The following is a 21,077-nucleotide window of genomic DNA, read 5'->3' as shown; positions in this document are numbered from 1 at the left end:
ACGGCGCAGCTGAGGAGGTTCTTCAGATAAACTTGGGGTGTCCCGCGCACATCAGGAAGCCTCCAGCTGCGCACATTATGTGAAATCTGGAGAACTATGTTGACTCTGTTCCGTGTCCGTCCCGCGCTACTTGCTTCTGCCGCTTTGACAAGCACCCTTCTTCTGGCTGGCTGCGCCTCGAGCGGCGGAAATGTCACGGCAGGTGAAGCTTCTGCAGCTGCAAATGGCACCTGTGATGGTGTCGAAGTTGTGGTGAACTTTGGCATTCTCGACGGCACCTCCGCTGCCGAATGTGTCGAGATTAAGTCAGACTCTGTCTCTGCTCTCGATGTTGTGCACGATGCTGGTTTCGATACCGAAGGCAACGCCAAGTATGGCGATGACGCTCTCTGTCGCGTGCAGGGTCTGCCCTCGGACTCTGAGCCGATTGTGGTTCCTGGTTTTGATCCCTACACCGAGACCTGCCTCGACTTCGCTCCCATCCCCGCCTACTGGGCCATCTGGGTGCAGCCCTCAGCTGGTGCCGAGTGGGCTTATGCATCTGAAGGTATGGGAACCCTCACCCTCAAGAAGGGTGAATCAATTGGTCTGGTCTTCACCACCGGTGATGGCACCCCTGCTCCCGTAGCCGAATGATCTCAGCCAGCCGCGGACGATGGACACCCTTCTGGGTGAGCCTGTCGTTCGCGGCTGCATTCATTGCACTGCGTATTTTCTATCGCCTGCTCTTCGGCAGTGTGAGCTGGAGCGCTGTCGGAAGTGCGATGACTCTGGCCTTGCCGTTTGCCACGGTCATCGTGGCATGTGGCCTCATCAGTTCATTGGTCGATGTGCGGCGCTTTCTCGTCTCTGCCTCCCAGCTCCGCTGGGGTCGTTCCCTCGGCACCGCGTTGGCCATTGCGCTCTCCAGCTTTCCCACCTTGATCACAGTTGTGCGCAGGATGAATAGTGCCCGGGAACTGCGCGGCATGCGCTCACGGATGGCCTTCCTCGTTCCTCTGTTTGAACACACCGTGGAGCGCGCCATTGCTCTGGCCGCCGCGATGGACACCAAAGGTTTTGGCTCACGCCGAGGAACAACGGTCTGTGACATACCCGCCATCACCCTCAGCGATTACTCACTGAGCTGGAATGGACGCGAGGTACTTCGCAACATCTCACTCACCCTCACACCAGGTTCCATCACGGTACTCACGGGTGCAACAGGCTCAGGTAAAACAGCCCTCCTCGAGAGCATCGCAGGACTAGCCACTCACTTCCATGGTGGTACGTCGACGGGTTCCTTGATGGTGGGCACCTGCGACCGGGTCACCACTGTCCCTCGGGACACGGCTTCGCTCATTGGGTATGTCCCACAGAATGTGCGCCTCAGTTTTGCCGGTGCGACCGTCCGAGAAGAGCTCTCCTTTGGTCTGCGCGTGCAGTCCTGGGACAAGCAAGAAATTGCGTCCCGGGTGGATGAACTTCTCACCCTGTTCTCACTGACGGATCTGGCAGATCGCCCCCTCGAATTTCTCTCAGCCGGTCAAGCTACACGACTGGCCATCGCAGCAGCGCTGGCACCTCGACCTCCCATCCTTCTTCTCGACGAGCCCCTGGCTGATCTCGATGCAGCAAGCGTTTCCACTGTGGTTACACTCCTCGGCGACCTTCACGCACGAGAAGAACTCACTCTTGTCATTACCGAGCACCACACAGCCCCTCTGGCAGAGCTCAACCCGCAGTGGCTACATATTGCCGAAGGAAAAGTAGCTCCCGGGCAGTGGGATACCGGCCGGATGTCGGTCTATCAACCCCGCAATATCGCCGTGGTGGGCCGTGAAGAAGTACTTCGTGTGACCACGCTCAGTGTGGCAATCAACTCGTGTGAACTTGTGCAGGACGTGAGCTTCACTGCACGAACCGCCGAGCTCATTGCCGTAACCGGTCCCAACGGTGCGGGTAAGTCCACCCTGCTTGCTGCACTCGCTTCGGGAAAGTATCTGGGCAACGCCCAGGTTCGTGGCGACGAGCTCTCGGCACTCCCCGCCCTTGCTCGGATCACCCGTGTCGCGTTTGTGCCCGAACAGGTTTCTGATTTTTTTGTCACAGAGTCGCTCGCGGAGGAGCTTGCCCGGGCTGACAAGGTTGCTGGGATCCCCGCAGGAAAAGCACTAACAGAGCTCACGTTCTTCTCGATCCTGGATCAGAAGCTTCAGGATTCTCAGCTGGCGAAGGTCTTGGCCACCCATCCTCGGGACCTTTCTGCTGGGACTCAGGTGGCCCTTGCGATTGCTCTGCAGCTTTCCTGGAAACCGAGTGTGATGCTGATCGATGAGCCCAGCCGCGGATTGGATCCGGCTGCTCGGTCATCCATGGCTGAAGTGCTCCGGTGCGTTGCAGAAACAGGAACAACTGTCATCTTTGCCACCCACGATCGTGTTTTTGCCCAGGAACTTGATGCCCGGGTTCTTGAGCTGAGTGATGGCCGACTCGTCCACAGCGTCGAGGTGTCTTCATGATTGCTCGTCTCCCCGCACTGCGCACACTCGCCATCGTGCTGTCTTCCTTGCTTGCCCTGGGTGCTTTTGCCTGGCCCCTGCTGACGAACGCACTTCCCAGCGATGCCCGTGCCGCAGTGCCCTTTGTGATCTTTGGGCTCGTGCCCGCCCTCATCGTTGCTGTGTCACTGCTGCTCGATGGTTCAGTCTCCAGCTCGAAGACCCTCGCCATGCTGGGGCTCTTGGCTGCTATCGGTGCTGCGGTGCGGATCGCCAGTAGCGGTGTGGGGGGCTTTGAAGCAGTTTTTATTGTGCTGATTCTTGGTGGTCGCGCATTCGGTGCACGGTTCGGTTTCCTCCTCGGCATGCTCACCATTGCTGTGTCCTCGGTTCTCTGGGGCGGCTTTGGCCCCTGGACGGCCTTCCAAATGTTTGCCGCCGGCTGGGTGGGAGCCGGGGCTGGCTTGATCCCTGGGGGAACCTCCGGTAACCCAGACCGTGTTGCCCGTCGACGAGAGATCCTCTGGCTGATTGGCTATGGCGTCATAGCGTCCTACCTTTTCGGTGCACTGATGAACCTCTGGTTCTGGCCTTTCGGCGCAGGACCAGACACAATCATCAGCTATATTCCCGGTGGCTCTGTGACAGAGAACCTCAGCCGCTTTGGGGTCTACACCCTCATGACCTCCACCCTCACGTGGGACACCGTGCGTGCGCTGACCACGGGAATCGGTCTGGCAATCATCGGAATGCCAGTGCTGAAAGCACTGCGCAGAGCGAAGCTCTAGAAGCCACTCAACGCTTTAGATAGAGACGGCTTCTTCCAGGATCTGGGCATCGGAGAGGGGATGTAATCCGTCACGATTGACCACGTTGACGAACCGGCGCAGGACCAGCTCAATATCGGTTGCGAACTGAACTACGTCGAAATAGGTTGCGTCAGCCGTGGGACCGACCAACATGTCGAGGGCATCATCTTCCCCCAGCGAATCGGTCAGCGCAGGTCCAAAGATCGCGATGTCTTCGATGTTGTTCATCGCAGCGAGTTTGTGGAGGACTTCACTCATTTCTCCGAGCGCGTGCATGCTGATGTTTCCGGCACCGCCCATGAGCACCCGTCGGCCGGCCATGTATTCCTTATAGGGAACAATGACCGCCTCCGGTTTGCGGTGTGCACCCAAAACCACGGGAAGAGCATTCGGGTCTGCCCGAAAGGTCTTCAGAATCTTAGAAAAGTTCTCACGCGCATCGGCCACGCTGACGATGACATCGGGATTTGAGTACCACACAGTGTTACTTTACTAAATTTGTACATAATTTTGTGTATTTATTATGTACATATTTATAGATATACACAATTCAACGCCAGATACCCCTCGTGAAGGGTCTCTCCAAGCTTGTCAGCTTCTAATTAGACAGAGAAGTATTTAGCCTCAGGGTGGTGGAAGACCAGGGCATCTGTGGACTGCTCAGGGTGTAACTGAAGCTCTTCAGACAGAACAACGCCTACGCGTCCGGGACGCAGCAGTTCCACAACCTTCTTGCGATCTTCCATGTCGGGGCACGCAGGGTAGCCCAGCGAGAAGCGAGCACCACGATAGTTGAGCTTGAACATTCCTGCGAGATCCTGAGGATCTTCGGCCTTGTAGCCCAATTCTTCACGCATGCGAGAGTGCCAGAACTCAGCCAAGGCTTCGGTCAGCTGCATGGCCAAACCATTGAGCTCCATGTAATCGCGATAGGCGTTCTCGGCAAACATCTTCGCCGTGAAGGTGTCTACTGTGTCACCCACCGTGACGAGCTGGAATCCGACCACGTCAATCTGGCCGCTCTCGCGGGGCTTGACGAAGTCAGCTAGGCACAGGTGACGGTCACGACGCTGGCGTGGGAAGGTGAAGCGCAGGCGGTCAGAGCCCACGGCTCCCCCGCCGGGAAGATCTGCTGACCCACCATCTGGTGCTAAAAGTCCTGCTCGGCCCAGAATTCCGTCCGGGTCATCGCCGTGGTTGAGCACCACCAAATCATCGCCCTCAGACACCGCAGGGAAGTAGCCGTACACAACCGAGGCATCCAGGATGCCCTCGGCCAAGATGCGGTCCATCCAATAGCGCAAGCGTGGACGTCCTTCGGTTTCTACGAGTTCTTCATAGCTCGCGCCGTCATCGGCTCGGCTGGGCTTGAGGCCCCACTGGCCCATGAACGTGGCACGTTCATCCAGGAATGCGGCGTAATCGGCGAGCGCAACACCCTTCACAATGCGGGTTCCCCAGAACGGCGGTGTGGGAACTGCGTTATCCAATGCCACGTCAGAACGGGCGGGCATGTTCTCGGGTTCCGTCACTTCCAGCAGGCTGGGCTTGTGAATGCGCTTCTTGAGCGCAGGCAGACCGACCGACTCTGGTGCAGCACCGCGAGAAATTGCTACGAGTGGCTCCATGAGCGCCAAACCTTCGAAGGCATCGCGTGCGTAGCGCACGGTGCCATCGAACAGCGAGGCAAGATCGTCTTCCACGAACGTCCTGGTCAGTGCCGCTCCACCGAGGATGACGGGCCACTTTGTGCCCAGGCCTCGGCTGGTGAGCTCTGCGAGGTTTTCTTTCATCACCACGGTGCTCTTCACCAGCAGGCCACTCATACCGATGACGTCGGCATTGTGCTCTTCAGCGGCCTGGATGATTTCGTTAATGGTTTTCTTGATGCCAATGTTGATGACGTCATAGCCATTGTTGGTGAGGATGATGTCCACCAAGTTCTTGCCAATGTCGTGCACGTCACCGCGCACGGTGGCCAGAACGATGGTGCCCTTCCCGGCTTCATCGCTCTTTTCCATGTGGGGCTCAAGCAACGCGACCGCGGTCTTCATTACTTCTGCAGACTGCAGCACGAAAGGAAGCTGCATTTCTCCGCTTCCGAAGCGCTCGCCCACAATCTTCATACCCGCTAAGAGGTGATCGTTAATGATCGCGAGGGGGCTGATTCCATCCGCACGCGCGAGGTCAAGGTCCTCTTCGAGGCCTTTAGATTCGCCGTCAATAATGCGGCGTTCCAGACGCTCCCCCACAGGTAAAGCAGCAAGCTCAGCGGCACGGGCATCCTTGAGGCTGGCTGAATCCACACCATCGAAGAGATCCAACATGGTGGACAGGGGGTCGTAGGTGATGTTGCCATCAGCATCGTATTCGCGGCGGTCCCAGACCAGATCCAGAGCAACCTTGCGCTGATCTTCGGGGATGGAGGCCAGCGGAACAATCTTGGCGGCATCCACGATGGCGGAGTCGAGACCTGCCTCGACCGCTTCGTGGATGAAGACCGAGTTGAGCACGGCGCGGGACGCGGGGTTCAGACCGAAGGACACGTTGGAGACACCCAGAGTGGTGTGAATACCGGGATATTTAGCGTTGATCTGGCGGATAGCCTCGATCGTCTCGATCGCGTCGCGGCGAGTTTCTTCCTGACCGGTCGCGATCGGGAAGGTGAGAGCGTCCACGATGATGTCATCGACGCGCATGCCCCAGGTGTCGACCAAGGTGTCGACCAAGCGGGAGGCAATACGGACTTTGTCGAAGGTGGTGCGGGCCTGACCCTCTTCATCGATGGTGAGAGCGATCACAGCTGCGCCGTGCTCCTTCACCAGTGGCATGATGCGGCCGAAGCGAGACTCAGGGCCATCGCCGTCTTCGAAGTTGACGGAGTTGATCACGGGACGTCCACCGATCAGTTCCATACCGGCTTGCAGCACGGCGGGTTCGGTGGAGTCCATCACGAGTGGCAACGTGGACGCACTCGCGAATCGTGACACGATTTCGCGGGCGTCATCGGTACCGTCACGGCCGACATAGTCCACGCACACATCGAGCAGGTGGGCGCCATCGCGAACCTGCTTGCGGGCGATGTCCACGCAATCGTCCCAACGACCTTCGAGCATGGCTTCGCGGAACGCCTTGGAACCGTTGGCATTGGTGCGCTCACCGATAGCGAGGAAGGCGTTGTCCTGAGTGAAGGGAACATGTTGGTAGAGGCTCGCAACACCCGCTTCATGCTCGGGGTGGCGAGGTGTGATCTTCATCCCCCCGACACGATCCACGACAGCCTTAAGGTGAGCGGGGGTTGTTCCACAACATCCACCGACGAGCGAGAGACCGAACTCTTTCACGAACTGTTCGTGAGCCGTGGCCAGCTCTTCGGGGCCGAGCGGATAGCTGGCACCGTTGGCAGTGAGCACGGGAAGGCCCGCATTCGGCATCACCATGACGGGAACGGTCGAGTACTTCGACAGCTGGCGCAGGTGCTCGCTCATCTCGGCAGGACCCGTGGCACAGTTCAGGCCGATCATGTCGATACCCAGAGGCTCAAGAGTGGTCAGTGCAGCACCAATCTCAGAGCCCATCAGCATCGTTCCCGTGGTTTCCACGGTGACCTCGACAAAGATGGGCAGTTTGATGCCTTCTTCTTCGATGGCTTGCTTGCAGCCATTCACCGCAGACTTGGTCTGCAAGAGGTCCTGCGACGTTTCGATGAGGAAAGCATCAGCGCCACCGCGAATAAGACCCACGGCCTGTTCGGCAAACGTGGCCTTGAGGTGAGCATAGGTGGTGTGTCCGAGGCTAGGGAGCTTGGTACCAGGGCCCATCGAGCCCAGCACCCAGCGCATGCGCCCATCGCCAGCTTCAAATTTTTCCGCACTGGCACGGGCAATTTCAGCGCCGGCTTGTGCGAGTTCGGTAATACGGTCTTCGATGCCGTAGTCACCGAGGTTGGACCAGTTCGCACCGAAGGTATTTGTTTCCACACAGTCGATACCGGTATCGAAGTAAGCGTCGTGAACAGCCATGATGATGTCGGGGCGGCTGACATTCAGAATCTCGTTACACCCCTCTAGCTGCTGGAAGTCCTCCATGCTGGGGTTGTGTTCTTGCAACATGGTTCCCATGGCGCCGTCAGCGATGACCACCCGCTCTTTCAAAGCATCAAGAAGGGCTTGCGAGCGTGGGGGAACTGTTGGAATAGTCACCCTCCCAGCTTAATGCCGTGTTCTAGGAGAGATGTTCGGCGAAAAAGGTCTCGATGCGCTGCCACGCATCGGCTGCGTCCTCCGGACGAGGTTTGAAACCCACCACGGTGTTCATGAAGGGGCGAAGCGCCTTCGGTCCGGCTTGGGTGGGATTCATAAAAGCATGAGAAGCATCTGGATAGACCTTCACATCGTGCGGAATGCCTGCACGTTCGAGAGCTGCTTCCAGCTTGGGACCAGCTCCCCTGAGGGATAAGTCCTTCCCACCGAATGAGGCCACGATCGGACATGCCCCCACGAGCTGAGCATCGAGGTCTTTGGCTGCCTGACCATAATTCACGGCAGCGGCGTCATAGCCACGGCTGACCAGCTGCAGAGCAAAACCTCCACCCATGCAAAAACCCACCACACCAACCTTGCCGGTGCAGTCAGAGCGGGCACGCAGAAACTCCCTGGCTGCCTCCACATCCAGATAGGCCTGACCGGTGCCATCGACGAGTGCGCGGAAAGTGGCCTTGAGGCACTGACGCATGCCACCTCGGCTGTAGAGATCTGGCATCAGCACGAGATACCCCGCGCTCGCCATACGCATCACCTGTGACGTCATGGACTCATCTATCCCGAATACTTCATGCACCATCACTAACGCAGGAAAGGGTCCCTCGCCTTCGGGAAGAGCGAAAAGCCCGGGGATACTGCCGCCAGCCGCGAGCGGAATCTCGACAGTGGAGAGCCGGACAATGTGTGGGGTCACAGGAAGACTCTCGAGTTCAGCAATTGTGCATGATCGAGTTCGGAGATCGTGGCATAGCCCAGAGCAAACTCAGCAATGGCGTAATCAAACTCTTTGGACTGCCCCAAATAACCCGTAATGAGAGAAGCATCCCCGGCCCGAGCATGTGCTCGGGCGAGCACGCCCCCACAAATTCGTGCATAGGATGTGAGCGCTTCGGGGTCGAGTTTGGTCACATCGATTGAACCCTTCATGTCCCACAGCTGACGGAAGTAGAAATCATAGGGAGCTGATTCGCCGCCGTGGCACCACCCCAGGAAGGGGTCACCTGCGGCTTGCATCAGCCGAGTGCCGACCACCACTCGTTCTCCAGAATTAGTGAATTCGCAGGGCTGGGTATATTTCTCCAGCACGGATGCACCGGCCTGCTTAGCCTGAATAATCAGGGGCTCTCCGTCACCAGACTCGAGCAGAAGAACATAGGCCCGGGTGCCCACTGAACCCACCCCCACAACTTTAAAAGCGAGGTGCTTGAAGGAATAGCGTGACAACAGAACTGCGCGGTCTGGCTGCAAGGTGCTGAGGTAATCAGCAAAGACGGGAGCGAGAGCGGTGACCACACCGTCTACTTGTGTGCCCTCAATCGGAGTGAGGAGGGGAGGATCGGCGCGGAATCTGCGCTGACCGTCGACCACCTCGGTGAGTTTCTCGACTGCAGAGTCAACGTTTTTCTTCATCGCTTTCGAACTGGCCTTGTCGAACATTTTGCGCATGACGGGATTCTTCATTTGTCCCACCATCCACTCCACGTCCACCTTGGCGAACCAGACATCTAAAGTCTTGCGCTCACTAAAGGCGGCCATCCATTCCCGATAGGAACGGGCCACGAGTGCACTAATCGAACGTTGGGTGGGTTCATCGAAACCGTTGTTGCGGGCAGCAATGGCAAAGCTGGACGCCAAGCGCTTCACGTCCCATTCGAAGGGTCCGGGGTGTGTTTCGTCAAAGTCGTTGAGGTCAAAGACGAGGCTGCGTTCCTGTGAGGCAAACATGCCGAAGTTGGCTAAGTGCGCATCTCCGCAGAGCTGCACCGTAATCCCGGAACGTGGCACGAGCGAGAGGTCATGCGCCATCACAGCAGCCGCACCGCGCAAATACGCAAAGGGGTTTAACGCCATGCGTTCATAGCGCAACGGAACCAAATCGGCTTCGCGTTCGAATTCTTGGCCCTGCAAAATCCCCAAAGAATCAGGGCGTGACGCTAATGTCGGCAGCTGACTATGTGCGTCCAGCGGAACGGCCGTTCTCAGGCTTTCGCCCAGCGCCCGGCGCTGTTCCCGGCTTGGCCGAGGGCGGGAGAAGAACTCCCGAACGGATTCAGGGGATGTCCGCTCATTCATCATGACTGCCCTGTCCTCATAGGGAGAATTTAGCGAAGTTTAGAAATAACAGGAATGGCTGTCGTGGGTGATTCACCCTGGTCATAGACCGTGGAGGGGCTTCCAATCACGAGGGAATCGTTCACTCCGATGACTGTGGCATCTTTTCCGTCATAGTCGAAGGAGTTGAGTACCCACTTCATCGCTTCGAGGCGAGCGCGCTTCTTGTCGTTCGACTTCACCACCGTCCAGGGTGCAACTTCGGTGTCGGTGGCGAGGAACATGGCTTCTTTCGCCTCAGTGTAGGCATCCCACTTGTCCAATGATGCGAGGTCTGTCGGAGAGAGCTTCCACCGTTTAACCGGATCGGTGCGTCGCTCCAAGAAGCGGCGGCGCTGCTCTGCTTCGCCGACCGAAAACCAGAACTTGAAAATCTTGATACCCGACTGTGCAAGCATGCGTTCGAACTCGGGAGTTGAGCGCATGAACTCCTGATATTGCTCGTCCGAGCAATACCCCATCACCCGCTCTACGCCAGCACGGTTATACCAAGAACGGTCAAACATGACGAGTTCCCCAGCTGCGGGCAGGTGCTCCACATAGCGCTGAAAATACCACTGCCCCAGTTCTCGCTCGGTGGGCTTTTCGAGAGCCACCACTCGTGCCCCGCGAGGATTCATGTGCTCCATAAATCGCTTGATGGTTCCACCCTTGCCCGCGGCGTCACGGCCTTCAAAGAGAATGATGACGCGTTGACCGGTTTCCTTGATCCACACCTGCAGCTTGAGCAATTCCACCTGCAAAACATGCTTGCGGTGCTCATACTCCCGGCGCGTGAGCTTCTCCTCATAGGGGAATCCCTGACGCCACGCGTCATCCTCAGCCAGAGTTTTCGGTGCATCGTCGTCGAGCAAATCCTCGGCGGTAAATGTTGCACGAAGGATCTCGGCCGTGTCGAAGGTGCCGTCTGATTCTGGACTCATTGTTCCAGCCTAGAACTCTCGGGGTTAACGAGAGGTTAATCTGCTTCTGAAGAGGGCGCGAGGTTCTTCCACTTTGTCCAGAGCTTCGCAATGAGCAGAGCGATACAAGCATTCAGGCTCATGAACGCTGCGATACCGACGATATAGGCCACGACTCCGCCCACCCCGTTGGGACCATCGGGTTGGAGGAAGGGATACGGCCACCAGCCGGTCAAGATTCCTCGAATAACGGTAAAGGCGACCCAGCCCAGGGGATAGAGCAACACCCACCACATGGCACGCAACCGCAACGAGATCCTGCCGGTGGCACAGAGCCACTCCAGCACGATCACAATCGGTACCCAGACATGGGTTGACTCGTTACACCAGGCGGGTGGCTCATACCCGTCAGAGGGAATGTTGCGCAGCAAGACGTTATAGACAACCCCGGTCACAATTGCATAGGAGAAGACCGACATCCGCACCAGCGTGAAGAGCTTGGTGTCTCGCGCTGTGCGCCAGGCGAGGACACCACCTGCAGCGAAAGCCACGATGTTAATCAGGCTGGATTGAATGGTGAAGTAGCTGAAGTAGTGCTCGGGATAGAAGGCATCATTGGCCACTTCCGACCAGATTTGCGTCACGATGGCGGCCAGCACCCATGCGGAAATACCCCAACGGACAACAGCAGTGATTTTGCGCGACGGTGAGCTCACGAAGAAGACGCTAGCACCCCAGACGCCCCACCAACAGGGGGAAGAGTTAGCATGAAGATATGGATACCGACCAAGGACTACTCGTTGAAGAACCACTGCTGTTTGTGCTGATTGGTTTGCTCGTCTTCTGGAGCAGCATCTGGAAGGGCTTCGCCCTGTACCGCGCTGGCTCTCTCAAGTCTGTCCCCTGGTTCATTGTGTTGTTTATTCTCAACACCGCTGGCATTCTCGAGATTCTCTACCTCTTTATTTTCAGCAAGAAAAAGCGCTAAGGCGCTAACAGCCACAACAATGGCAGGACGGCCATAGCCAGGGTGGCCGCCCCCAGCAGAATTCTGGACCACAGCGGACTCTTCCACTTGCCCAATAACTTCTCACTACTGGCGAGCCACCAGATCACGGCCATGAGTATTGGTGCTGCAAGTCCGTTGGTGATCGCCGCGATAACCAAGAACTGCATAGGGTTCAGCCCCACCAGGTTCAATACGAGGCCCACCACGATGGACAACAGAATCACGGCATAGAAAGCTCGGGCCTGGCTCGGTCGCTTTTCGAGACTTTCCCGCCAGCCAAAGGTTTCGGCCATGGCATACGAGCTGGCGCCCGCCAGAACCGGAACGCTGAGTAAACCTGTGCCCACGATGCCAAGCAAGAACAGTACCCCAGCGAAATCACCCGCGATGGGCACCAGAGCCTGTGCGGCTTGCTCTGCGGTTTGGATATCTGTGACACCGTTCTTATGCAACGTCGCAGCTGCAGTAATCATGATGGCGGCCATCACGAAGACGCCAGTGAACATCCCCACGAACACATCCCCGCGCATCGCCCGGATGTGGGTGTGACTGACGTGATAGTGCTTGACCCGGCGACGCTCCTCTACCTCTTCGGCTGACTGCCAAAAGAACAGGTAGGGAGAAATGGTGGTTCCCGCGATTGCGATGAGCAGAGCAATGTCAATCTTGCTCCAGGCAAAGTGGGGCACGAGTAGATCCCCGAGAACCTCACCCCAGTCCACGTCCGCCACAAACATCACCGCGATATAGGCCAGAAGGGACAGGCAGAGCCAACGCAGGATTTTGGCGTATTGGTGATACGGAACAAAGATTTCAGCCAGCACGATCACCGCAGCGAACCCAATCACCCCCAACAACTGTGGAACTGGAACGAGAAGCTGCAACGCAGCGGCCATGGAACCCAGATCAGCCGCAATGTTGACCGTATTCGCGGTCACGACCAGCACGAGACAGAGATACAGAAGAGGGCGAGGCAGCTGCCGTTTGATCACTCCGGCAAGACCGTGACCTGTTACGAGGGCGAGGCGTGCACACGCTTCTTGCACAGCGAAAGCCAGCGGAAGAAGCAGAGGTGCGCTCCACAGCAGTCGGTTACCGGTGGCCGCACCGACTTGAGAATAGGTTCCAATCCCTGAAGGGTCGTCATCGGCTGCGCCCGTGACGATGCCGGGACCGAGACGGCGAAAGTAGCCTTTTCCTTTGACAGCTTCTCGGGAGGGATGGTGTTTGGAAGAGTTTCTGCTGGGCTCCCGCGGAGCAGCGCTCTCGGCAACTGTTTCAGACATCCGCACCTCCCCATTCCTGAGCCTCAGCCTACGCTTACCCTCACACGTAAATTCCCCTCCCCCGAGCAGAACATCCGTCTACTCAGCGCAGTAGATTGGATACATGACTTCCCCTCGCACACGCTGGTTCGGCCTGCTCTTCATCAGCCTTGCCGTGTCTCTCATCATCGTTGACTCGACCATCATCAACGTATCCATCCCCTCGATCATCGAGGACCTCGGCATCACCAGCACCCAGGTGCAGTGGGTGCAAGAGTCATACACTCTCGTCTTCGCAGCCCTGCTGCTCGTTTTTGGGGCACTTGCCGACCGCTTCGGTCGCCGCCGCATCATGATCCTGGGTATGGCGATTTTCGTCATCTCCTCGGTCATTGCCGGCCTGAGCCAAAGTGGTGACATTCTCATTGCGGCTCGTGTGCTGCAGGGTATCGGTGGCGCCATGGTGCTGCCCACCACCCTCTCGCTCGTCAACGCCAACTTCCAGGGCAAGGAGCGCGGAATCGCGTTTGCCATCTGGGGCTCCACCATTGGTGGAATGGTGGCCGTCGGGCCACTACTCGGTGGCTGGCTCACCACGGACTACTCCTGGCGCTGGGCGTTCGGAATCAACATTCCCCTCGGCATCATCATCATTATTGGCGCCTTGCTGACAGTGACGGAGTCGAAGGAAGCCGGCAACAACCGCGGTATTGACTGGCTCGGCGCTGTCTACTCAGTCATCGCGATGTCGACCCTGGTGTTCGCCCTCATCGAAGGTCGCACCTATGGCTGGTGGGAAGTCAACAAGGAATTCACTGTCGGTAACTGGACCTGGCCCGGCAGCATTTCGATCATTCCCGTCATGTTCCTCATCTTCGTCCTCGCCACCACCGCCTTCATTGCCCATGGTGCTGCCCGGATAAAGAAGGGAAAGCCTGCCCTCATTGCCTTCAACCTGTTCAGCATCGCTTCGTTCCGTAACGGAAACGTCGCCGCCATGGTGATCTCGCTAGGTGAGTTCGGCATCATTCTCTCGCTGCCCCTGTGGTTGCAGTTTGTGATTGGGTATGACGCCTTGCAGACTGGCTTTGTTTTGCTCGGTCTCGCCGGTGGTGCCTTCGTCGCATCCGGTGTCGCTGGTGCACTCTCTGGCCGCGTCTCTCCCGTCTCGATGGTGCGTCTGGGCATCCTGCTGGAAATTGTGGGTGTCGCAGGTGTCGGTTTCATGATTAGTCCCACGGCTACCTGGGTGAGCGTTGTTCCTTGGCTGTTCGTTTATGGTTTGGGCGTAGGCCTGGCCACCGCACAGCTGACCAACGTGATCCTCAAGGACGTTCCTGTACAGGAATCTGGACAGGCCTCCGGAACTCAGAGCACCTCCCGTCAACTGGGTTCCGCACTGGGTATCGCGATTCTGGGAACAATCCTCTTCGCCTCCGTGCAGATTCAGCTCACCAACGACCTCACCAACGAGGGCCTTCCGGAAGAGCAGGTCACGCAGGTTGTTGACTCCGTGGTCGATAGTGCCGGTGGTGCCATCATCGGTCTCGAGCAGGATCCCGCCACCATCCCGATCGCTGACTACGCCAAGCAGGCCATCTCTGATGGCACCCGCTACGGTGCCTTCGCCGCAGCGGGCTTCCTCGGCTTAGGCTTCCTCGCTACTCTTTCTCTCGGCAAAACCCGTCAGGAAGAAGTAGAGAAAATGGAAACCTCAGGCGACGCTCACGTCATCTAAATCTTGAGCATTAACCACAGGAGCCGGCCCTACTGGGTCGGCTCCTGTGTGCTTGGAGGCAACATTTAAACGTTGTGATTCTCCGGAACTGGGGAATGTCCGGAGGCGGCAAGATTCTCGTAATACAGTCGTGCTTCGTCCTGGCGCATGCCCTCGACCCCGGTCGCAATTTCAGCACGCAGATGTTCAGGGCCATAGCCAAAGCAGTCCACGAGTCCTTGCGCGTGTGAACGCAGGCGAGCAATCAGACGATCCACATACGCGGTCACTGCCTCCGCACGTTGGGCCGAGAGGCGGCCCTTCATGAGATACCAGCCCAGATTGCGTTCAATGGCGTGTAAACCAAATAGGTCGCGAAGCCACGTCAAAATCTGTCGCGTATCTTCATCAGGGACTTGCGCGAGTGCCTCGGTGAAGGCTTCCCACTGCAGCAGTTCCCCGTGAGCTGCTGCCGCTTCAATCAGTGCATTCTGTTTGCGGTTAAACACGTCAGCTTCGGTGTGTGATTTCTTGGCATCACGCAGTTCCAAGGCAATCTCTTCAACCATCGTTTCCACACGGTCGGTGAGCAGTTCTCGTTGCATCTCGGGGTCACGGAGTTCCTTGACGGAGCGTGCCGTGGAACCCAGGTCCTTGACGTTTTGCCCTAAGCGACGCAGCCCCGATCCTGTGACGGCACGATCAGCAGCGTGTTCGACCACCATGCGGGCGAGTGTTCCAGCCCCCACATCTTTAAACTTCCTGCTGTAGTCGGTCAGGAGTCGCTTGGCCACAAGTTGCAGCAACACATTGTTGTCACCTTCAAAGGTGACATAGATGTCGAGGTCAGCGCGCAAGCCCGTCAACCGGTTTTCGGCAAGGAATCCCTGGCCGCCACATGCCTCACGGCATTCTTGCAGCGTGTCAAGAGCATGCCAGGTGGACAACGGTTTGAAGGCCGCCGCGAGGGTCTCGAGGTCCTGACGGCTCTCGTCCGTGTCATCTGCGCCACTAAAGACAGCATCAAACTTTCTTAACAGGACGTCGTGAGAGAACGTCTGCGCATAGGTCGTCGCAATGAGGGGAATGAGTCTGCGCTGGTGACGTTGATAATCGAGCAGGACCGTTTCTTGCTGGCCGGGGGCGGCGAACTGGCGGCGCTGATTGCCGTAGGTCACAGCAATCTGGAGCGCCATCTTGGACGCATTGACGCAGGAACCATCCAAGGACACCCGGCCTTGAACGAGGGTGCCGAGCATGGTGAAGAAGCGGCGTCCCGGGCTGGCAATGGGAGAGGAGTAATTTCCGTTCTCGTCCACGTCGCCATAGCGGTTCAGGAGGTTGGTGCGGGGAACGCGAACGTGGTCGAAGTGCAGGCGACCATTATCAATACCGTTCAGACCACCTTTAAGTCCATCGTCTTCACCGCCGACTCCGGGGAAAAAGTGACCGTTGTGATCCCGGATGGGCACATAGAAGGCGTGCACGCCGTGGTTCACGCCGTGGGTGATGAGCTGGGCAAAGACCACGGCTGCGCGGCCATGCAGGGCTGCGTTGCCGAGGTAGTCCTTCCATGCGCCACGGAAGGGCGTGTTAATGACCCAGTCATCTGACTCAGGGTCATAGGTTGCGGTGGTGGCAATGGCTGAGACATCTGAACCGTGACCAGTTTCGGTCATGGCATAAATGCCCGGGGTCTCCAGTGACATGGCCGCAGGTAGCCAGAGTTCGTGATGGGGGGTTGTGCCCAGGTGGAGAATTGCGGCAGCAAACAATCCCCACTGCACACCCGACTTAATTTGCAGTGAGGGGTCGGCAGCAATGAGTTCTTGGAACGCGGCTAAGTTACCGCCGTGGTCGGCCAGGCCACCAAACGCTGTAGGAAAAGCGCGGTGGACCTGACCATGAGCTACCAGGAGTTTCAGTTGTTCTAATACCCGGGCACGGTGCTCGTCCTTCGAGAGACCAGGAATGCCGCGCATCTCCGGAGTCGCTGCCAAGGCCCGTGATGTTCGTCGCACATCAGCCCACGTTCCGAGCAAGAACTGCTCAAGAAAGTCACGATCAACGGCGGCTGCGTCGTTTTCCTTCTCAATCTTGTCGATGACTGACATGGAAGAGACCTTTCTCAGGTGTTTTTCTACAACTGGAATCCTATTTCAGCCGAGGATTTCGATAGCATCAATTCCTCTGTGGGGCTCCTACAACACAAGCCCCCAAACCGCGTTCTGCTTTGTTAATTCCGCACCGCATCGGGGCTGACAACACCTAGGCTGGAACAATGCTCACCGTCATCCTCGGCCTCTCCGGTGCCCTCGTCTTTGGCAGCGGTGATTTCTTGGGCGGGATGGCCTCCAAGCGGATGGGGGCCTTCTTGGCCACCGGCATCGCGGGAATTGTGGGACTCTTTGTCCTCGTTGGGCTGACCTTTGTCATCCCCGGACAGATTTCCTCCGGAACGATCTGGTGGGGTCTGCTCTCTGGTGTTGCCGGGGCATTGGCCATTCTGCTGCTGTATGCAGCGCTGGCCATCGGACCGATGAGTATTCTTTCCCCACTCGGCGCACTCATCTCGGCGATCTTCCCGGTGATCTGGGCGATTGTTGTCTCTCACGAAACCTTGGCCTGGTTTGGTTACCTTGCCCTCGGTCTCGGCGCCATCGCGATTGTCCTCGTCGCCTTCACTCCAGAGAAGAATGCCGTCAAGCCTCGCCTGCGAGGAATTATCTTCGCTTCCGTTTCCGGCTTGCTCATCGGGGTTTTCCTCATCATCATGGATCAGGTTCCCGCAGATTCGGGACTCTACCCCCTGGTTTATAACCGCTTTGTCAACATCGGCATCATGTTTTCTGCCGTGGCGATCATGGCCCTGCTGCGCTGGGCTCACCGCAAGGGCCTGTTCGGCCGGGATGGCACAGCGCGTGCGGACTTGGCTGTGGGCGATGCCGGCAGCGTTGACTTTAAAAACGGCATATTGTTTGCCCTCGGCTGTGGTGTCCTGGATTCCATCGGTAACGCTTTGCTTCTGCTCGGCATTCAATCCGGCAACCTCAGCGTGATGTCCGTCCTGACAGCAATGTACCCGGCAGGAACGATCATCTTGGCAGCCATCGTGCTGCGCGAGAAGATTACGAAACTCCAGCTGGTGGGGATGGTGCTGGCACTGGCCGCCGCAGGTCTCCTAGCGCTGAGCTAAAGACGACACCTACACACACAAACGCCGCACCCCCGAAGGGATGCGGCGTTTGTGTTTAAATCGGATTTAGACAGTCGCAGTTGCAAGCTGGTCGAGCAGTTCGTCGCCGGGCTGAGCGGGAACCATGTCGGCTGAGATCTCAGCACGACCCAGGAGCTCGTTCATACGGCGCTGACGGGTGCGAGGAATGATGGTAACTACCGTTCCCTGCTTACCTGCACGGCCGGTACGACCGGAGCGGTGCATGTAGGTCTTGTACTCATCTGGAGCATCTGCCTGGATAACCAGGTCGATGTCGTCCACGTGAATACCGCGAGCAGCAACGTCAGTTGCAACGAGCACGTTCACGCGGCCGCTGGTGAGCAGCTGCAGGTTACGAGTACGACGCGACTGGTTGAGGTCACCGTGCAGGCTGGTTGCAGGAATTCCTGCATCCTCGAGCTGGTCAGCAAGCTGCTCAGCGTACGCGCGGGTACGAGCAAAGATCAGAGTCTTTCCTTCCCGAGACGCAAGCTGCTCAATAACCATGGGCTTGTCGCGGTGCTCCACAACCAAGACGCGGTGGTCAATGGTGGAAGAAGCCTGGTCTTCACCGGCTACTTCGTGCACTGCAGGATCCTTGAGGAATTCCTTCACAATTGCGGCAACGCCCTTGTCCAAGGTTGCCGAGAACAGCAAACGCTGTCCGTCAGCCTTGGTGGCGCGCAGGATGCGCTGCACGGGCTCGAGGAATCCCAAGTCGCACATGTGGTCAGCCTCATCCAACACCGTGATGGTGATGTTCGAAAGGTCGATATGACCCTGCTCGACGAGGTCTTCCAAGCGTCCAGGGGTCGCAATAATAATGTCCACGCCGCGACGCAGGCTCATGACCTGTTTGTGCTGTGGCACCCCACCAAAGATGGTGGTGGTGAACAAGCCGACAGAGCGAGCGATGGGCTGCACGGTGCGGTCGATCTGCATTGCGAGCTCACGGGTAGGAGCCATGATGAGGGCACGAGGTGCACGGCCCTGCTTGCGGTCCTTGCCACCATTGTTTTCCATCAGACGCTCAACGACAGGAGAACCGAAGGCAATGGTCTTGCCCGATCCGGTCTTTCCGCGGCCCAGAACATCCTTACCTGCGAGAACATCAGGAATGGTGGCTGCCTGGATAGCGAACGGTGCTGCTGCACCCATGGAAGCTAACTGGCGACAAATGTTGTCACCCAGACCGAGGTCACCAAAGCTCACGCCATCGACATCAGCAGCGGTAGTTGCCTGCGCTTCGAGACGCTCGAGTACGACGTCTTCCTCAGGGGTAAAGCGTGCCTTCTCGTCCTTTGCGGGGTAGAAGTCAGAAGCGGAACGACGAGGTGCTTCGTCCTTGTTGTAACGGGGACGGTCACCGCCAAAGTTACGTGCGGGACGATCGTTGCGATCACCGTAGGAAGGACGGTCTCCACGAGGAGCACGGTCACCATACGAGGGGCGCTCAGAACGCTCACCACGATTGTAGGCAGGACGGTCATTGCGGTCGCCGTAGGAAGGGCGCTCGGAACGCTCACCACGATTGTAGGCGGGGCGTTCGTTGCGGTCACCGTAGCTGGGACGATCTCCACGAGGAGCACGATCACCATACGAAGGACGTTCGCCGCGGGGTGCATCACGGTCAAAACGTGGACGCTCGTTACGGCCACCATATGCGGGACGCTCAGAACGCTCACCACGGTTATAAGCAGGACGATCGTTGCGGTCACCGCGGTTGAATGCGGGGCGTTCGGTACGGTCACCGTAGCTGGGACGGTCTGCGCGAGGTCCGCGGTCACCGTAGGAAGGACGGTCTCCGCGTGGAGCGCGGTCACCATACGCAGGGCGCTCGGAACGCTCTGCACGGTTGTAGGCAGGGCGTTCGTTGCGGTCACCGTAGGCGGGACGCTCAGAACGCTCACCACGGTTGTAAGAAGGACGCTCGCCAGCTGGAGCTCCGCGACGTGCGTCGCGATCTTCGCTGTTCCAACGGTCCTTGCGAGGAGCCTCAGCGGGCTCTGCGCGGTAACCGCGGTGGCCAGGGCTACGTGATCCAGCGGAAGGACCGCCGGTCTTCTTCGCGCCGTAGCGGGGTTCAAAGTTCTTCGCCGGACGACCGCCGGCTGGTTTCTTGTTCTTAGGCATGACATTTCTCTGGGTTGGATTCAAGGCAAAACAGCGCACAAACGCGCTGATAAGAACCCGGGCAGTCTATGGCCGGGACCGATTCACATTGAGTGACTATCACCAACAGAATTGTTGGGGAACCGGCCCACCTGACTTACAAACCCATCCGCATCACAAATGCGGTGTCAAGAGCCGACCTCTTGACTATAGAGCAGGTTGTGGTTAATTACTAGGGTTCAACCAAAACTCGAAGGTTGGTTAGTGGGCCAGGGGCTCCAAGGGGACGATATCTTCGTCGTCTCCTGATCCTGGGGTGCCTGCAATGTGTTCCTTTTTACCTCGAGTAGGCCACTCCACAATCACCATGGCGGCGATCATGAATACGCCGCCAATAATGGTCTTCAGGGCCAAGATTTCTTGACCCACTCCAACTGAAACAACCGCGGTGAAGACAACCTCGAGGGTCAGAATGATGGCGACCCGGGCAGGCTCCATCTGAGCCTGGGCCCAGGTCTGCACAAAGAAGCCGATGACGGTGGCGAAGATGGCGGTAAAGAGAACAGCCATCCAGACGTCCCAGGTAGGTGGGCCCTGGTAGCCATCGGGTAATGCACCGATCCAGCACACGACGGCCACGGCCACCAATTGCACGAACGTCAGTGCATAAGAATCCAGGCCAGAGCTATACCGTCCGAGCCCCACAATGTGGAGGGCATACAACACCGCACACACAATGCCCCAGATCTGGCCGACCTCAATGCTGACGCCGGTGATCGAGATCAGCCCCAAACCAATTAGTGCCAGGACGGCGCCAATGGCCACCTTGAACCCGACTTTGCGGCGGAAAATAATCCAGCCCAGGACCGGGGTGAGCACCACATAGGTTCCGGTGAGGAAACCCGTAATCGCTGCTGTCGTCATCTCCAAGGCAATGGTCTGGGCGATATAGGCAAGACCTAAGACAGCGCCCAGAACAGCACCCACGGCAAGCATCTTGCCGCGCAGTGCCAGGACGACTTTGGGCTTAATCACCAGCATGATTGCCGCAGCAATCGTGAACCGAATGGCGAGGAAGTCAAAGAAGGGCTGTTGCTCAATTGCCGGCTTCATCACGACAAAGGCAACGCCCCACATTGCGGCCACTGAAACCAGTGACCACAATGCGAGGCGGGATGTCTTCATCCCCTCA

At 57.9% G+C, this 21,077-nt stretch carries 16 protein-coding genes; 6 read left to right on the top strand and 10 right to left on the bottom strand.

Annotated features, from left to right (window positions below):
• Positions 1-96 precede the first annotated feature (96 nt).
• From M2119_RS02410 to M2119_RS02400, 3 genes are read left to right on the top strand one after another with little or no spacing between them, the layout of a single operon-like run.
• The gene (locus M2119_RS02410; protein WP_280803378.1) at positions 97-636 is read left to right on the top strand and encodes a hypothetical protein; all 540 of its coding nucleotides are present in this window, start codon (positions 97-99) and stop codon (positions 634-636) included.
• Positions 633-2,501, top strand: coding sequence for an ATP-binding cassette domain-containing protein (locus tag M2119_RS02405; RefSeq protein ID WP_280803377.1), 1,869 nt, complete (start codon positions 633-635; stop codon positions 2,499-2,501). Before M2119_RS02410 ends, M2119_RS02405 begins: the two co-directional genes overlap by 4 nt.
• Positions 2,498-3,268 (top strand): ECF transporter S component, encoded by a 771-nt coding sequence (locus M2119_RS02400; protein ID WP_280803376.1) that lies wholly within the window; start codon positions 2,498-2,500, stop codon positions 3,266-3,268. Before M2119_RS02405 ends, M2119_RS02400 begins: the two co-directional genes overlap by 4 nt.
• Before the next feature lie 15 nt (positions 3,269-3,283).
• Here M2119_RS02400 and M2119_RS02395 read toward each other — a convergent pair whose 3' ends face one another.
• The 6 genes from M2119_RS02395 to M2119_RS02370 form a co-directional block, all read right to left on the bottom strand.
• On the bottom strand, positions 3,284-3,769 hold the full coding sequence (locus tag M2119_RS02395) for a hypothetical protein (protein WP_280803375.1): 486 nt from the start codon (positions 3,767-3,769) through the stop codon (positions 3,284-3,286).
• A 122-nt stretch (positions 3,770-3,891) separates the two neighbouring features.
• Positions 3,892-7,491 (bottom strand): methionine synthase, encoded by a 3,600-nt coding sequence (gene metH / locus M2119_RS02390; protein ID WP_280803374.1) that lies wholly within the window; start codon positions 7,489-7,491, stop codon positions 3,892-3,894.
• 22 nt (positions 7,492-7,513) lie between these two features.
• Positions 7,514-8,245, bottom strand: a complete 732-nt coding sequence (locus M2119_RS02385; RefSeq protein ID WP_280803373.1) for a dienelactone hydrolase family protein — start codon at positions 8,243-8,245, stop codon at positions 7,514-7,516.
• Positions 8,242-9,627 carry a DUF2252 domain-containing protein gene (locus M2119_RS02380; protein WP_280803372.1) on the bottom strand — a complete coding sequence of 462 codons (1,386 nt, stop codon included), beginning with the start codon at positions 9,625-9,627 and terminating at the stop codon, positions 8,242-8,244. Before M2119_RS02380 ends, M2119_RS02385 begins: the two co-directional genes overlap by 4 nt.
• A gap of 26 nt (positions 9,628-9,653) precedes the next feature.
• Entirely contained in the window at positions 9,654-10,586 is a 933-nt protein-coding gene (gene ppk2, locus M2119_RS02375) for a polyphosphate kinase 2 (protein ID WP_348520937.1), read from the bottom strand.
• A 35-nt stretch (positions 10,587-10,621) separates the two neighbouring features.
• The gene (locus tag M2119_RS02370; RefSeq protein WP_280803371.1) at positions 10,622-11,281 is read right to left on the bottom strand and encodes a Pr6Pr family membrane protein; all 660 of its coding nucleotides are present in this window, start codon (positions 11,279-11,281) and stop codon (positions 10,622-10,624) included.
• Positions 11,282-11,340: 59 nt separating this feature from the next.
• Between M2119_RS02370 and M2119_RS02365 the strand changes: the two genes are divergently transcribed.
• Positions 11,341-11,553 (top strand): DUF5652 family protein, encoded by a 213-nt coding sequence (locus M2119_RS02365; RefSeq protein WP_280803370.1) that lies wholly within the window; start codon positions 11,341-11,343, stop codon positions 11,551-11,553.
• Here M2119_RS02365 and M2119_RS02360 read toward each other — a convergent pair.
• A complete protein-coding gene (locus M2119_RS02360; protein WP_280803369.1) occupies positions 11,550-12,860 on the bottom strand; it encodes an NRAMP family divalent metal transporter in 1,311 nt (436 codons plus the stop codon). The two genes, M2119_RS02365 and M2119_RS02360, sit on opposite strands and share 4 nt — an antisense overlap.
• A 103-nt stretch (positions 12,861-12,963) precedes the next feature.
• On the opposite strand from M2119_RS02360, the gene M2119_RS02355 reads away from it, so the two are divergent.
• Positions 12,964-14,577: an MFS transporter gene (locus tag M2119_RS02355; protein ID WP_280803368.1), complete on the top strand. Its 1,614-nt coding sequence runs from the start codon at positions 12,964-12,966 to the stop codon at positions 14,575-14,577.
• 65 nt (positions 14,578-14,642) lie between these two features.
• Here M2119_RS02355 and M2119_RS02350 read toward each other — a convergent pair whose 3' ends face one another.
• Positions 14,643-16,670: an acyl-CoA dehydrogenase gene (locus M2119_RS02350; RefSeq protein WP_280803367.1), complete on the bottom strand. Its 2,028-nt coding sequence runs from the start codon at positions 16,668-16,670 to the stop codon at positions 14,643-14,645.
• Positions 16,671-16,837: 167 nt separating this feature from the next.
• Here M2119_RS02350 and M2119_RS02345 point away from each other — a divergent pair, with 167 nt between their 5' ends.
• The gene (locus M2119_RS02345) at positions 16,838-17,752 is read left to right on the top strand and encodes an EamA family transporter (protein WP_280803366.1); all 915 of its coding nucleotides are present in this window, start codon (positions 16,838-16,840) and stop codon (positions 17,750-17,752) included.
• Between the two features lie 66 nt (positions 17,753-17,818).
• Here M2119_RS02345 and M2119_RS02340 read toward each other — a convergent pair whose 3' ends face one another.
• Positions 17,819-19,906 carry a DEAD/DEAH box helicase gene (locus M2119_RS02340; protein WP_280803365.1) on the bottom strand — a complete coding sequence of 696 codons (2,088 nt, stop codon included), beginning with the start codon at positions 19,904-19,906 and terminating at the stop codon, positions 17,819-17,821.
• A 240-nt stretch (positions 19,907-20,146) separates the two neighbouring features.
• Complete coding sequence (locus M2119_RS02335) at positions 20,147-21,070, bottom strand: DMT family transporter (protein ID WP_280803364.1); 924 nt, start codon at positions 21,068-21,070, stop codon at positions 20,147-20,149.
• Positions 21,071-21,077: the final 7 nt, after the last annotated feature.

It is taken from the genome of Aurantimicrobium minutum (assembly GCF_029894165.1).
In the GTDB taxonomy this organism is placed as follows: Bacteria; Actinomycetota; Actinomycetes; order Actinomycetales; family Microbacteriaceae; genus Aurantimicrobium; species Aurantimicrobium minutum_A.
The sequence above is the reverse complement of the archived record's forward strand: the minus strand, read 5'-3'. Positions and strand labels throughout refer to the sequence as shown.

What these genes read in the sequence shown, in the direction of transcription:
- M2119_RS02410 (WP_280803378.1), top strand. Translation starts at nt 97, where the DNA reads ATGTTGACTCTGTTCCGTGTCCGTCCCGCGCTACTTGCTTCTGCCGCT.
- M2119_RS02405 (WP_280803377.1), top strand. Translation starts at nt 633, where the DNA reads ATGATCTCAGCCAGCCGCGGACGATGGACACCCTTCTGGGTGAGCCTG.
- M2119_RS02400 (WP_280803376.1), top strand. Translation starts at nt 2,498, where the DNA reads ATGATTGCTCGTCTCCCCGCACTGCGCACACTCGCCATCGTGCTGTCT.
- M2119_RS02380 (WP_280803372.1), bottom strand. Translation starts at nt 9,627, where the DNA reads ATGATGAATGAGCGGACATCCCCTGAATCCGTTCGGGAGTTCTTCTCC.
- ppk2 (WP_348520937.1), bottom strand. Translation starts at nt 10,586, where the DNA reads ATGAGTCCAGAATCAGACGGCACCTTCGACACGGCCGAGATCCTTCGT.
- M2119_RS02365 (WP_280803370.1), top strand. Translation starts at nt 11,341, where the DNA reads ATGGATACCGACCAAGGACTACTCGTTGAAGAACCACTGCTGTTTGTG.
- M2119_RS02360 (WP_280803369.1), bottom strand. Translation starts at nt 12,860, where the DNA reads ATGTCTGAAACAGTTGCCGAGAGCGCTGCTCCGCGGGAGCCCAGCAGA.
- M2119_RS02355 (WP_280803368.1), top strand. Translation starts at nt 12,964, where the DNA reads ATGACTTCCCCTCGCACACGCTGGTTCGGCCTGCTCTTCATCAGCCTT.
- M2119_RS02350 (WP_280803367.1), bottom strand. Translation starts at nt 16,670, where the DNA reads ATGTCAGTCATCGACAAGATTGAGAAGGAAAACGACGCAGCCGCCGTT.
- M2119_RS02345 (WP_280803366.1), top strand. Translation starts at nt 16,838, where the DNA reads ATGCTCACCGTCATCCTCGGCCTCTCCGGTGCCCTCGTCTTTGGCAGC.
- M2119_RS02340 (WP_280803365.1), bottom strand. Translation starts at nt 19,906, where the DNA reads ATGCCTAAGAACAAGAAACCAGCCGGCGGTCGTCCGGCGAAGAACTTT.
- M2119_RS02335 (WP_280803364.1), bottom strand. Translation starts at nt 21,070, where the DNA reads ATGAAGACATCCCGCCTCGCATTGTGGTCACTGGTTTCAGTGGCCGCA.